The organism is Fodinibius salsisoli (genome assembly GCF_026229185.1).
Taxonomy (GTDB): domain Bacteria; phylum Bacteroidota; class Rhodothermia; order Balneolales; family Balneolaceae; genus Fodinibius; species Fodinibius salsisoli.
The window spans coordinates 85,908-100,364 of sequence record NZ_JAGGJA010000015.1; the positions used below are offsets into that span (position 1 = coordinate 85,908).

The window sequence follows — 14,457 nt, forward strand, 5'->3', positions numbered from 1 at the left end:
ATGTCATCTTCTTTTGAATTAGAAAAACTGGTCCGTCCCAACATTAAGGCGCTCAAGCCCTATCACAGTGCCCGGCAGGATTTCAGCGAAGGATTACTGCTTGATGCCAATGAGAACAGCTACGGCGATCCTTTCCAGAGTGCAGAGCATCTGCATCGGTATCCCTCGCCCACTCATCCGGCTTTGCGAGACAAAATTGCCGAATGGCGGGGCGTGAATCGTGATAACATTTTTGTAGGCGTTGGGAGTGACGAAGGCATCGATCTCTTGTATCGCATTTTCTGTAGGCCGGGCAAAGATCGCATCCTTACCACGCCGCCCACCTATGGCATGTATAAGGTCTCTGCCAACATTCATGATATTGACATCGATACGGTGCTGCTGACTGAAGAAGACTTCCAGCCGAAGGTGGATCAAACTCTGGAAGCTGTTACGGATCAGACTAAAATCCTGTTGCTTTGCTCACCCAATAATCCCACGGCCAATACCTTTGACCGACCTAAAGTCCGTCGGCTGGTCGAACAATTTCCCGGTATTGTTGTCATCGATGAGGCCTACATCGATTTCAGTGATGTAGAAAGCTGGGCCCCGGAAGTTAACCAATATCCGAACCTGGTGGTTTTACAGACGCTGTCTAAATCGTTTGGACTTGCCGGCATTCGGCTGGGCATCACCTACGCCTCGCCTGAAATCATAAACTATATGATGAAGGTAAAGGCGCCTTACAACGTCAATAAGCTAACGGCCCAAAAGGCGCTGGATGCTTTTGAGCGGCTGGATCAGATCCAGGACCGTGTTACGCAGATCAAAGAAAAGCGAACCAGCTTGCGAAAAAAACTGGAGCCGCTTGCTCTTGTAAAGTATATTTACCCCTCAGAGGCCAACTTTCTGCTGGTCAAAATGAATGGCGATGCCCAAAACATCTACGATCGGCTCACCAAACAAGATATTATCGTTCGTTACCGTGGCAATGAACCTCTTTGTGATAACTGCCTGCGTATTACGGTGGGCACCGATGATGAAAATGACCAATTAATTTCAGCGTTAAAACAACTTTCATAATGAATATCTGGATTTCACAGGATGCCCTGGCAGGCTCCTCCGACAAACTGTTGTGGAGCGGGGCACTCTATGGCTTGAAGCGACTGCAGCAGCTTGACCATGCGGTTTCATTCTCAACCGATGCTCTTTCTGATCGCCAGCGGGAACTGCTTTCCAACGAACAAATAACTCGAGACGATTCGGTTGATCAGGGCTCCGCTGAACTTTTGGTCAAAGCTGAAGGTGAGAATCTCATTGCCTTAGCCGATGAGCAGCCTATTGAACAGGCTGATAACTGGATCCTGCTCAGCCAACAGATTTGTTTTCCAACACGTCGTGCTTCCAAAAAACGGACAACAGCGGAAACTGATATCAGTATTGATCTCAACCTGGACGGCACGGGACAAAGTACCATTGCAACCGGACTTGCTTTCTTCGACCACATGCTGGAACAGATTGCCAAACATGGGCTCGTTGATTTAGACCTCAGTTGTGACGGCGACCTTGAAGTAGATGAACATCATACCATTGAAGATGTAGCCATCACCCTCGGTGAGACGATCACGGAAGCCCTGGGCAATAAAGTAGGCATCCAGCGCTATGCGTTTATTCTACCCATGGATGAAACGCAATCCACGGTAGCTTTGGATTTATCCGGCCGCCCGTACCTAAAGTTTGACGGCTCCTTTAAACGTGAAAAGGTCGGCGATTTTCCCACGGAAATGGTCGAACATTTTTTCTATTCTCTGGCCATGCACCTAAAAGCTACGCTGCATATTTCTGTGGAAGGTGCCAACGATCATCACAAAATAGAAGCTTGTTTCAAAGGATTTTCTCGTTGCCTGCGGGCTGCTGTGAGCCGTAGTGAACGCAATGCCAACATTCTCCCCAGTACTAAAAACCTGTTATAACCAATACGTTTTACGTTCAAGATTAAAATTAAAATGAATAATAGTCAGATTTAACAGTTCCTATTGATCCATTATGGCAACCACCCCTGCCCTTGTGGAATCGAGTTTAATTCCACAGGGCCTGTGCCCCTCCTTTGAAAGGAGGGGATATGCGAGGCAGCCAAGAAAGATTCTCCCCTTATCAAGGGGAGATGCAAGAGGGGTTGTTGCTAACTATGGAATAGGTTGAGTACAGACATACCATGGTACGTCCCGCCAGCAACCAATTAAACGATACAAATATTAAACATAGAACAACCATGATTGCCATCATTAATTATGAAGCCGGAAACCTGGCTTCCGTCTCCAATGCGCTCAACCGGCTTGACGTGCCTTATACAATTACCAATAAAACGAATGAACTTGAAGCTGCAGAAGGTATCATTTTTCCAGGCGTGGGGCATGCGAAGCCGGCGATGGAAGCTCTCCGAAAAAATGGCCTTGATACCTGGATACAACAAACCACCAAGCCGCTACTGGGCATTTGCCTGGGCATGCAGCTTCTTTACGAATCATCGGATGAAGGCGGTGGAACGAAAGGCCTTGGCCTCATCCCCGGACAATTAAAAAAGTTTGATAATTCCAGCCAGAAGGTTCCACACATGGGATGGAATACATTCACAGAAACCGCAGACCATCCCCTGGTTAGCGATTTCAATAGCAACTCCTATTTCTACTATGTCCACAGTTATTACGCGCCGGTCAATGAGTATACCATTGCTACCTGTAACTACAGCACTGATTTTACCTCTGTTGTGTACAAAGATAACTTGATGGGCGTGCAGTTTCACCCGGAGAAATCGGGTAAAATTGGGGCCCAATTATTACAGCGATTTATAGATCACGTGGAGAATCAGAAAGTAACTGGATGATTAACGCGTTATGCGATTGCTTTTAACAAGGTTCATGGCATACTATTATCTCAGAAGCGGTCTTTTCATCCGAATTCTGGGGTTAACCTCGGATCAGTGGAAGGGGCCCTTGATCTATTCATCGGACGACAACCCCAGTCGCCCGATGAGAGATTATATCTCGTTTTACATGTTTGTTCAACCACACAACACCTTCTTATTATATATTCTGTAAAAACTTCTCAAACTTAGGGTAAGACCCAGGCTTTATTTCATAAGATATCCAAAGGTTTGTACCTTAAGCCACATGTCAGTGGCGGACATGCTCTTACTTATTTTAAAACAAAATAGAGTCCGATCAATGGACTCACGATAATTCTAAATGGATTTTAGTTATGTATAATATTCTGCTACATACCCACTCCGGCTTACGTTGGCTTGTTCTTATTGCACTCATCGTTGCTCTTTTTCAAACCTTTTCTCGCCGGGGGACGACCGGTAGCATCATGGAAACCAAATCCGTCTTATTCACCTTTATTTTAACCCACATCCAGTTATTGGTGGGGCTTATTCTTTATTTCATCAGTCCCAAAGTAGTTTTTGGAGCCAACACCATGAGCGATAGCCTGTTTCGCTTTTTTACTGTAGAGCACTTGGTGGGCATGCTGATTGCCATTGTACTTATCACCCTCGGCTATTCAAAAGCCAAAAAAGCAGAAAAACCCTTTAACAAAGCTTTCAACTATTACATCGCTGCCTTTATTCTTATTCTGCTATCCATCCCCTGGCCGTTCAGAGAACTGGGCGCCGGTTGGTTTTAAACCAGTTTAGTAAATTTATTCTTGGATGGAGATCCGCTACTGGATCTCCATTTTTTTATCCTTCTCTCTTGATGCCTACTACCCGGGCTCGATCATCTTTCATTTCAATATACACATCCGTTTTTTTATCCGGATAGGGTTTTCCGTTCCGTAACGTATGGAGCTGGATTCTAATTACTTCTTCACCTTCCAGTTTTTCCAAATCTGTGGATGCAAGATCAATCGCAATGGATGACTTTCGACTAAGCAGTTCTTTCGAAATCCACTGATCCGGATCGCCCAGCTTGTACCGGTAGCTCGTATTCGCAGCCTCAAACAATCCTCCTTCAACACCTAAGTCTGCAAAAGAAACAATGAGATTATTTCCAGCCAACATCGCCTTAAACTTATCCAATGGATTTACTTTACTAAACCAATAATTTCCAATTTTATCACGACGTTCAATCAGCGTTTGAACCAAGTATTCTTTGGCTTCCGGGTTGGTTATCTTTCCCAATTCCACCAATGCTCTGATCTCCTCATCTGAAAATGCCATTACCATCTTGGCACCCCATAATCCATCACGCGGAGTTACTTTCTCAAAAGCCGGATTGGGATAGCTGGTCACCCAGTTAGCCGGACTAAACAGCTTAGATTCGAAGTATCCTACTGAGGGATAAAAAGGACGGTCTTTTGCTTCGGGCCTGGCCCAGGGTTTAACGTAAAGTCCAAGGGTACCATACAGCACCCCCATATAGCGGGGATCGTAGCGATACTCTTGCCCTCTTTTGGTGTGGCGGAGGCTCACTCCAACAGTGCCCAGAGTAGATCCCATGTCCAACAGGTAATGCTCAATATAGCCCTTGTCTCCTTTTCCAACATAAACGGCCATCGTATTCCCATGGCGTCGGTCGGTGTCATTCACCCATGAGCCTAATACTCTGAGCCCCCGAACTTCCCGGCGATCTTCATGGGGAATGCGATCATTGGGATCATCTTTGCGAGTGCCTTTGAAGTTCCAAGGCCCCAACGGACGACCATTGACATATTTACTGGCCAGCACACGCACTTTTCCATCCTCCCGGATCTGTGCCTTATCCAAAATTTCTTGCAAATCGGCTTTAGTCATAGGCTTCTCATCTCCACCCTTGGTAACCGTAGCATCCTCGGCGATGACTAACTGATCGGGGTCAAAATACGAGATGCTATTCTCAGGTACTGAATAACCCGCAGCATGGTAAATATTGGTTACAATGACTTCGGATGACGACATCAGCTCCGGCGACTCTTTACGATCCAGTTTAATAATGTAGGTGTTTCCACGAGCATCCTGGACGGTAAATCCCGGTGTTACGCCTTCTGATTTGCCCCGAATGACCGTAATAGGCTGAGTGGTATCAGGCCCAGCCCCGGAAATCGGTCCACGTTTTAACTCGTTCAAGCTCATCGGCTTAAAATAGTGGCGGCGGGTGTACCAGCTGGAGTTGGGCACTTCATCCAACACATTTACGTTGTCCGCCTCATCCATGCCATTGATCCCCATGGCATGGCCCACCGCTTGAAAAATTGAACCTAAATCCAGCGTTTTTTCAAGCTGATAAAAAGTGCTCAAATAGAGTGTTTCCCATTGAAAATGCTCTTCGGTTTCGGCAGGTCGGGGTATATTTTTGTTATCAGGATCAAATGTTTTAACCGGCTGCTGGGTATACGGTCGGCTGGACCCACAGGCACTGATAATCGATATACAGCTGATGACCAGTAATAGCTTAAATGTATAAGAAAACAAGTGAGAATGCATAGGATATTGTCTCATTGATGTCCTTTGAGCTGGTCCCTTAAAAATTCATAGTAAATTTCAGTAAACTTCGGATTTCCTCTTTACTAAAAGCAATTTCTACGCGGAACAAAAAGTCGGAAGCCGTCATAAATCGTAATCCCGTGCCCACCGAACCATGAAATCGGTTGAATGTTATCTGGTCGTAGTTACTAAAAACCTGTCCCTGGTCAGTAAACAGCACTGCATCCCAGGTATCCCAGATGGGATACCGATATTCCAGGGTAAACAGCAGAGAGCCTAAATCCCGGAATCGATCCTGCTCATATCCCCGCAAGTTATCGGCATCGCCCAAAATACTTTGCTCGTAAAAGGGAACCGAAGCACCGCCAAGCGGGTACCGCTTTTGAAGACGTGCCCGGAATGCCAGGCGACGGTCCAGTGGCAAACCCGGGACAGAGAAGAATTGCTGCCAGTCGCCATAATAGGTTAAATACTCAAAATCAGTATTATTTAGACTGCGGCTGTAAGAAATGCCTGCGTCGTACAGGGCACCGGAATAAACCCGTACCTTGGTTTGCTTAAAATCATAGGAGGTGGTTACCCTGCTAATCAAATTGGTGTTGTCATTCTCGGAAAGTCCCTTACGATGGTCGAGCGTTACTCCAAGCCCGGAACTAAGTAAGTTGGTCGTGCAAAAGCCGTATGTTTCTGGATCCACAAAATTGCTCAGAGGCTCTCCGGTTTCGGTCTGTTCTGCAACATTGTGTACACGAGTGTGAATAACCCCATTGGTTACTTTAGCCAGCAGGTTGGGCCGTATTAAATATCCAACCTCTGTCTTAAGGTTATAGCTTTCAATCTGATAATCGACTTCCAGATCTTCGGGTCCACTGTTACCTCCCAGGAAAATATCCTGATCATTATTCTTACGCAGATTGCCACTGATATCGATTTGATATCTTCGCCGGGGTGCAGGAGGAACCTTATAATTAATATCTAACCGGTAATTCTGTGTATTGGTATAAAAGGTATTGAAGTCGAACGAATGTCCACCATTAAAAAGGTCCCGGTTGAAGTAGGTAAAGCCCGCTGCAAAGGCTGTTCGTCCACCTATCGAGAAACTGGGATAAAAACCGGCTGTTTTCTCTTCATTCAAAAGAAAATCAGAGATCCTTGAAATAACCTGCTTTTCTTCGTTCCAATTTATTCCCCATTTAAGAGGCTGTATTGCTAAATGAACAACGGCAGCCGGTGCTTTTAACAACGTTCTGGCCAAAGTACGATCGGCCCTATATGGAATAGAATCAGGGTGTGCTTTGCCCGGGATCGTATCCGGATCAGCTACCTTAAAAAAAGGATTAGTGTTAGTTGTTGTAGTAATAAAGGTCTCTTCATGGATGTGGGATGCATGGACCACAGCCCCGGCTTGGGTAACCATTGCGATGCCCAACCACAACAACAAGCGTAATACTCTATGATGATTAAATGATAAAAACTCCACTATGACCTTTATTTAGCTTACCGAGCGCCTCTGTGCTTCATCTCCTTTCCCAGCTTCAGGATATATGATACGTAATTACTTCATATTATTTACAGCATTTTCGGTCAATTCTTGTAAAACGGGATGTCTTAACTGAGATAAAAAGTGGGTTGCCTGCTCCAATGTTTGTATTTCTTGCTCAAACTGTCCATAATTATCCTGTTTGGATAATAAGGATTCAAATAACGGCATCAGATACTTCTTTTCCTCCCAATCAATCAGGTTATCCAAAAACTCAATACTTTCTGAAATCAGTGTTTCTTTACCGCTCCGGATCCCCTTGTACCCATTATAAATATCATTAGCATTGTAGATCAATCCCAATAGGCGGAAAATATTCTCAAAACTCTTTGCAATCTCTTCCTCCATCACTTTTGCTAACTCAGGATACTGGTCTGGGACCTTCAGCACAAAATGGGACTGTTCCAACAATGCATAACGACGAGCCTCTTGGTATACACACTTCCTCAGCTTTTCGGTATTAAAGACGGGAGATTTAATATCTTGCCGTATCTTATTCAACGCCTTAATAATTTGATGGCGGACCGGTACCACGCTGTCATCAAGACCAAGCTGCAGAACATCTAAGGCAACCTGGCTGGCGTTATAGTACAGGATAGAAGGAATCTGCACTCTTTTTTCGAGTTCTACTTCATCATCGGTTAAGTAATCGAACAGTGTTCCAAATATCCGCCGTCCATACATGGCAAGCCCCTGTTGGGCCGTCTTTTTGTATTTATTTGAGTCAAGATAATCGAGCAGAACGTGGATAAATATTCGATCTCCCGCCCGTCCGGCACTCAGTATGGCTCGTTTTACAACCTCGGGGGAGTCATCTTCAAGCAATATGCGCAAGATATGTCGCCGAGACCGGTCATAGGCTACGCCTAAGGCTCGCGCAACCTCTACTTTAAATTCTTCACTGCTCTCTCCTTTGTATGACAGGGCTTCCTCTAAAAATTCCGTTGTTATCAATGCACGCTCATGCTCCCCTCCATCTTTTGCAATGAGTCCAAGCGTGGCGGTGCGAATTTTTATATCCTGATGGTTGAGACCATCTTTCAATATTTCTTGCCAGTCTACTTCATATTTTTCCGAATCATAAAAGTGGTAGATGTACCGGGCTGCCTCCAGCCGTACCTCCACATCCGGATCTTCAAGCAGACGTGCAATTTCCTGGATATATCCATCTATTTCCCGAGTCCGAAACAACCGCAAGCTTCGCCTTCGCACTTTGGGGTTGGGATGACCAAGCAAACGCTCTAAGTTTTTCAGCGGTATATTTTCAATCTCATATTGTGTTTCCAGTCGTTTCAACGCCATCATCACCGTAGATTCATTTTGGCTTTGCAGGCGTTGCATCATTTCCTCAGGAGACCATCGACCCTCCAGTTCTCCTGACTTGTGGCCGGGGTCATTGACCTGTTTCTCCAATGACTCTCTAAACTCGTTGACATATGAGCGGTGTACCCAAACGGCTAAAATGATCCAGCAGATCAGAAGCCCCATAACGATCAGGCTGAGGTATTTAACCGAGAGGTTCATTTGAAACGTCAGAAGTAATAATAAAGCCCCGGCCAATCCCTGCGCTCCGTTATCCACAAAGAGGTCAATAAAAACCTTGGTCCGCTTTTTGAGATTTAATTCGACAGGCACAAACAGCAACTCACGCCCCGTACGGTCCAGCGAATGTTTTAAGCTCTGATCGGCACCACGTACTAACACAGCTGCTAACAATCCCGGCCAGATAAATAATCCTGCTGAACCCAACAATAAGATACTTGGCAGCAGAGTAACGGCCCCGCCTACGCCCTTGCGACTAATAAATTTGGAGGACAGAAAAAGCTGTAATAACAGTGCGATAATACTAACCCGGCCGTAAAATCGTCCCATGAAGGTGGTCAGGCTATTGTCGGTTGTATAGATGGATGAAGCCACTGTTTTAAACTGGTAATCGATCATTGTTGTGGCGATTACAGAAATACCGATAATCCCGATGATGAGTATCAGGTGGCGTGACTGGATGATATCCCTGAAAAGAAATTTTCCAAATCCAGATTCTCCGGATTCTCTACCCTCCCTTCCGACCTCTTCTGCTTCTGAAGATCCATTCGCTTCTGACCGAATAATTGGTATAAGGAATACCGTTCCGAATAAAAGAGCCGCCCCAATAAGCAATAAATCAGGGGGTGATATGCCGATGGTGTCAATCAGGAACCCCGTAATTTCACCACCTGCAATAGAACCGGTTATGGCAGCCAGACTCAACAGGGTAAAAATACGTTTGGCCTGGATGGGATTAAATAACGCATTGGCTAATAACCAAAATTGAGAAGTTATCAGTATCGAATAAATACTAACCCAGATATAAAAGATATAATATAGCAATGGCGAATCGATACTCAGCAGCCACCAAATAAGTACCAGGTTGGCGGTCAGAAATAACGTTATCCCATTAATAACCCATCCCAAAGCCAACTTATTAGAGAACCGGGAATACCCCATCGAAATGGGGATAGCGGCAATTGCCGTAAAGATAAAAACAAAGGGAAGCTGCTGCGGGCCCTGCTCTACCAGAAAAAGGCTGTCGCGAACCGGCTTCAGCAGGTAGAGGGTTATCAGCAAAATAAAATTATATGAGAACATTAACCCCACCAGCTTACCCTCGCCAGGCTTAATGTCTACGGCAGCCCTAACATACTCTTTTATACCATCTCTTTTCATGACCGGTGAAGTTAAAAAGTAATCTTGCGTATTGCCAATTTATAACCGGCACCAAACATCCATCTACTTAACGATTATTGGCGCAAGAACTATCCATCATTCTCTTATTTCGTTCATTTTAATAGCAAAATTACAGCGACCACAGCCAGCCTGTAAAGTTTCCGATTAATTTTTTAGAAAAAAATGTAACAACAGACCAAAAAATCACTCTTGTATATGTGATACATGACATCAACTATTCTTTCAATACGAAAATGAAAACAACTACTAAATATTTTTTCTTCTTGTCACTGCTTGCGGTAAGCTGTACCAATGGCTTAAGTGATGCCTACTATTCATCAAATGATAACCTAAAGCCGGGCACCGAGTTAACCGATCAATATACATTTGAAATGAACGAAACACCCGATTACCGGGATGAGATGGTCTCTTTCGTCACCAATATTGGTGACTATGCCCGACAGCAAAACCCCTCTTTCGTTGTTATTCCCCAAAATGGAGAAGAACTGATTTATAACGATTCAGGAACGCTAAATCAGAAATACCTGAATGGTATTGACGGGCTTGCCCGCGAAGATCTTTTCTTTGGATATGAGCAGGATAATAAAGCCACACCTAAAAATGAAAGACTTTATATGCAATCCTTTTTGGATGAAGCGAAGAAAGCGGGAAAACCAATTTTGACTATTGATTATGCCTGGAGCCCCAAAAAGATTGATCGATCTTTCGAACGGAACCATGATCATGGATATATTCCATTCGTGGCACCACATCGCAGCCTCGATATTGTTCCGGGCTATGATAGTTCTTTATACAACGAAAACGCGAATGATATCCAATCCCTGTCGGAAGCTAAAAACTTCTTATACCTGATCAACCCTCAAAACTATGGTACTAAAGAAGCGCTTCTACAGGATCTTGAGCAAACCAATCATGACCTAATTGTAATCGACCTATTCCTTTATGATGATATTTCCTTCACAGCCGCTGAAGTAGCCCGCCTTAAGACCAAAGCTAATGGCGGCAAACGCTTGGTACTGGCATACATGAGCATTGGGGAGGCCGAAGATTATCGGTATTACTGGGATTCTTCATGGAACACTACCGCTCCCAACTGGATGGAACCCGAGAACCCCAACTGGCCCGGCAACTTTAAAGTAAAGTATTGGTCCCAGCAATGGCAGGATCTCATTTGGGGAACTTCCGAATCTTATCTCGATCGTATCCTCGCTGCTGGCTTTGACGGCACCTACCTCGATCTGATTGATGCCTATTATTACTTTGAAACCACCTAAAGAGCTACCATCCTCATTTTGAGCGAAGATGAGGAATACAAAAACCGGAGTCGATACCTCATCGAAACTCCGGTTTTTGGTTTATGCCACAAATCAATTACTTCGCCTCTGCTACCCGGTACTGGAACTCATTCGTAAAGGTTCGGCCAAACATATCAGTTACCCGAACCTCAATAACTTGTTCGCCCAGCGGTAAATTATTGGGCACGCCTCCCTTCCACAAATGACTTGATTCAATAGGGTTTGAGGGTCGTTTCCCATCTGGCAACGATGTTGCCCCATCCCACTTTTGACGCAGCTCAGCTACATACGGATCTTCGGTTTCAGCCCTGTACATCGTGCGCCATGCGTCATCATACTCTTTGACCCGGTACTCTACCTCCGTAAGCTGATTGCCCAGAAAGTAGTTCACATACAGTTGCGCGCCGTGCCAGGAATCCTGGGGAACGACTTTAGGCCCCCATATACTCATTTTATAATCTTCCGAATAGTCTGCCGCTTTATAATCAATGGTAAAGCTGTTGCCATCAACGTTGAGCATCGCATAGCCATTCGGCGTGCCGTCACGCATCAACGTAGGTGGAATATCGCGATCATCCGGAACTCCAGACCACCAGTCACCCGAGGTAGTACCCACATTATAATGGATATGAGGCGTTAATTGGTCCCAATCTTCTTCAACATCAAAAAAGTTAAACTGCTGGATGTGTGTATGTGCTGATAATGATAACGTATTCGGATACTCTTTCAGCAGATCAAATAGATCACGGCGGTCGGACAGCCGGTAACTGCCATTATCCCCTTCCGGAATAGGGATATGGAAAGCCAGTACCACCAAGTGATCCTTAGGCACATGCTTCAAATCATTCTCGATGAAATCCAGCTGTCGATCAGTAAGTCCGCCTATATAGCCCGATACGCCATCGGTCCGCGGATAGATGACATCATCCAGGATGATAAAATGTGCCTTGCCATGGTTAAACGAATAGGTAGCCGGACCAAAGGTTGCCTCAAAGGTTTCGTCGGCCAACTCATCGCTCTGGGCATCAAAATTCATATCGTGATTGCCGTAGACGTTAAACCACGGGATACCCACTTTGGCCACCGACTCGCTGTAAGGCTGAAACAAATCCAGGTCATCGCCCACAAGGTCGCCCAGGGAAATACCAAAATCATATTCTGTGGCATCGTGCAGTTCAGAGACAATGTCACGATCAAAATAATCGACTTCCTGGCGGGTATACGGCTGTGGATCTCCAAAGATAAGCGCCTGAAATTCATCTTTCTGCTCGGTTTCTATAAGCGGAAAGTTAATGGCCTTCGGTAATGTGCCCGTCGGTTCAACGCCTTCAAAATCAAGATCCGGCGACCCATTGGGCTTGTGTAGATAATAAAACCGGGGACGATTCAGTTCATCAACCGGCAACTGGTAACCGGAGGGCTTGATGACGAAAACCCGGCTATCCTGTTCGTCTATATCAATCGAATACGTGCCTTCGGCATCGGTTAGTACCACCTCCTGACCATTAGAAACGGGTACTCCGGCAATGCCTTCATCCCCCGAATCTAACTGCCCGTTGGCATTGGCATCCCGGTAGACGGTACCTGTTGCGGTTTGTTGCGCCCGGGCCGGTGAGCCGAGCAGGCAAAATCCTAATATTAAAATAGAAGCAAAGCGTAATTTCATAAAAATAGGTTATGTTTAATTTTTTGGGAGACCTATGCTACAAATAGCATTAAACCTTAGTTTAAAATGGAGATTAACGAATCATAAACTTAATTTCAGGGCGAAATGAATGGAACGCAAATGAAGCGGATTATGCAAATTTTCGCGGATATAATCTAATACTTCCCTATCCTCGGCCAACCGCCTGATATGCTTCAACAGTGTTCTAAATAATAATTCTACTGTGTTGAGTAGTTAAAAAATCCTTAAGAAGCTAAACTCTATAGGTTCAAGCTGTACTTGTATGGGCTACATCCCCCCTGCCCATGAAAGGGGAAAATCAAGGTGGTTTTGTGTGATTTGGGGGATGACCAGACTCATAATAAGGTTACTGTTTAATACTCAACGCGCAGTTCTAAATAAAATAAAATTATGCGTGTAATTCCTGCTATTGACCTGTTAGATGGACAGGTCGTTCGCCTGCACAAAGGCGACTACAAAGAAGCAACGATCTATAATGACAATCCCCTTGATGAAGCCCAAAAATTCAAAGAGGCCGGCTTTCGGCACATTCATATTGTGGATTTAAACGGGGCCAAAGAGGGTAATTTCGTCAATCTAAAGCATATCCAGCAGATTATTGACAAGCTGGACATGTCGGTACAGACCGGCGGGGGCATCCGCAGCTATGAGGATGCGGCCAAGCTGATCAATCATGGAGTATCCAATATCATCTGCAGTTCTATGGCCGTTAAGAGTCCCGAAGCCTGGGGCCAGGTCTTGGATAACTTCAGCAAGCAGGCTATCCTGGGGATGGACCTGAAGGATGGCAAGGTGGCCTACGGCGGATGGCTGGAGACCCTCGACCAGTCGCTGGATGATTTTTTGCAGCCCATGTTTGAGCGGGGACTCTCGACCATTCTATGCACGGACATTTCCCGCGACGGCACGCTGGAGGGTACCAACCTGGAACTTTACCAATCGCTGCAGGAAACGTATCCGGACATCCAGTTTATTGCCTCCGGTGGGGTAGCCTCGGTGGATGATTTTAAGCAGTTATCTAAAGCGGATCTCTTTGGCGTGGTGGTGGGACGTGCTTACTACGAGCAAAAGATTAGCCTCGAAGAGATGATGAAGTACCATAGCGACTAAACGATACTGCCCTCAGCAAATATTATCTGGATACATTATCAGGAATCCCTATTCCTGATAATATCCACTGAATGTGCCCTCACAATAAATAACTGGATAAACCCCAATATTATATGGAAGTTGTGCTGAGGGGGGGGGATTCCGCTCAATTATATGTTAGGTTGCCTTAGAATAATATGACAGATCCTAGAGATAAACTAGTTGCAAATATTATCGACTACTTAGAAAGTATTGGGTTAGACCCCCTTCACACTTTTACAGTCTTAAGTGTTATTATTTTAATTAGTTACCAGAAAAAAGTTAGAAATTGGGAGCAGCAAAAAGATTGGCAAAAAGGAATTATTTTGAGCACGGCATTTTGTACAAGCTTATTAGTGATAGTAAGTTTATTACGCATAATTGGCGTTATTAACTTTTAAAAAATGGTGGCAACCTAACCAGCGCATTAACGGCGGACACGGCCTCACCGTTGGTTTGATGAGTTTGCTAATTTAGAATTTTGTACCCTTATTTAGTTAGTAATTCCCGTGCCGGTTATGCGCAATGAACTGTGTTGAAAGTCAAGCAGCCAATGCCTTTTTTTCTTCAAATGGTTCGCACTTACTACCTACGGCAAATGCCTGTCGAAGCAGTTTATGAGCAATGGCTACCTTAATCACTT

10 protein-coding genes are annotated in these 14,457 nt (G+C 45.0%); 6 read left to right on the forward strand and 4 right to left on the reverse strand.

Annotated elements, in window-relative coordinates; translation table 11 throughout:
* The 4 genes from hisC to J6I44_RS17505 all read left to right on the forward strand — a co-directional run bounded on the left by hisC (nt 1) and on the right by J6I44_RS17505 (nt 3,663).
* Entirely contained in the window at nt 1-1,062 is a 1,062-nt protein-coding gene (gene hisC, locus J6I44_RS17490; RefSeq protein WP_265767475.1) for a histidinol-phosphate transaminase, read from the forward strand.
* Nucleotides 1,062-1,952: an imidazoleglycerol-phosphate dehydratase HisB gene (gene hisB, locus J6I44_RS17495; protein WP_265767476.1), complete on the forward strand. Its 891-nt coding sequence runs from the start codon at nt 1,062-1,064 to the stop codon at nt 1,950-1,952. Before hisC ends, hisB begins: the two co-directional genes overlap by 1 nt.
* A 299-nt stretch (nt 1,953-2,251) precedes the next feature.
* Nucleotides 2,252-2,863: an imidazole glycerol phosphate synthase subunit HisH gene (gene hisH, locus J6I44_RS17500; RefSeq protein ID WP_265767477.1), complete on the forward strand. Its 612-nt coding sequence runs from the start codon at nt 2,252-2,254 to the stop codon at nt 2,861-2,863.
* Nucleotides 2,864-3,237: 374 nt separating this feature from the next.
* Nucleotides 3,238-3,663, forward strand: a complete 426-nt coding sequence (locus J6I44_RS17505; protein WP_265767478.1) for a cytochrome B — start codon at nt 3,238-3,240, stop codon at nt 3,661-3,663.
* Between the two features lie 55 nt (nt 3,664-3,718).
* Here J6I44_RS17505 and J6I44_RS17510 read toward each other — a convergent pair whose 3' ends face one another.
* The 3 genes from J6I44_RS17510 to J6I44_RS17520 all read right to left on the reverse strand — a co-directional run bounded on the left by J6I44_RS17510 (nt 3,719) and on the right by J6I44_RS17520 (nt 9,683).
* Nucleotides 3,719-5,455, reverse strand: coding sequence for a hypothetical protein (locus tag J6I44_RS17510; protein WP_265767479.1), 1,737 nt, complete (start codon nt 5,453-5,455; stop codon nt 3,719-3,721).
* A gap of 22 nt (nt 5,456-5,477) precedes the next feature.
* Nucleotides 5,478-6,920: a BamA/TamA family outer membrane protein gene (locus tag J6I44_RS17515; RefSeq protein ID WP_265767480.1), complete on the reverse strand. Its 1,443-nt coding sequence runs from the start codon at nt 6,918-6,920 to the stop codon at nt 5,478-5,480.
* A 75-nt stretch (nt 6,921-6,995) separates the two neighbouring features.
* Nucleotides 6,996-9,683 (reverse strand): Npt1/Npt2 family nucleotide transporter, encoded by a 2,688-nt coding sequence (locus J6I44_RS17520; protein WP_265767482.1) that lies wholly within the window; start codon nt 9,681-9,683, stop codon nt 6,996-6,998.
* A 254-nt stretch (nt 9,684-9,937) separates the two neighbouring features.
* On the opposite strand from J6I44_RS17520, the gene J6I44_RS17525 reads away from it, so the two are divergent.
* The gene (locus J6I44_RS17525) at nt 9,938-10,978 is read left to right on the forward strand and encodes an endo alpha-1,4 polygalactosaminidase (protein WP_265767483.1); all 1,041 of its coding nucleotides are present in this window, start codon (nt 9,938-9,940) and stop codon (nt 10,976-10,978) included.
* A gap of 97 nt (nt 10,979-11,075) precedes the next feature.
* Here J6I44_RS17525 and J6I44_RS17530 read toward each other — a convergent pair whose 3' ends face one another.
* The gene (locus tag J6I44_RS17530) at nt 11,076-12,665 is read right to left on the reverse strand and encodes a calcineurin-like phosphoesterase family protein (RefSeq protein ID WP_265767484.1); all 1,590 of its coding nucleotides are present in this window, start codon (nt 12,663-12,665) and stop codon (nt 11,076-11,078) included.
* A gap of 411 nt (nt 12,666-13,076) precedes the next feature.
* On the opposite strand from J6I44_RS17530, the gene hisA reads away from it, so the two are divergent.
* Nucleotides 13,077-13,796: a 1-(5-phosphoribosyl)-5-[(5-phosphoribosylamino)methylideneamino]imidazole-4-carboxamide isomerase gene (gene hisA, locus J6I44_RS17535; RefSeq protein WP_265767485.1), complete on the forward strand. Its 720-nt coding sequence runs from the start codon at nt 13,077-13,079 to the stop codon at nt 13,794-13,796.
* Nucleotides 13,797-14,457 lie beyond the last annotated feature (661 nt).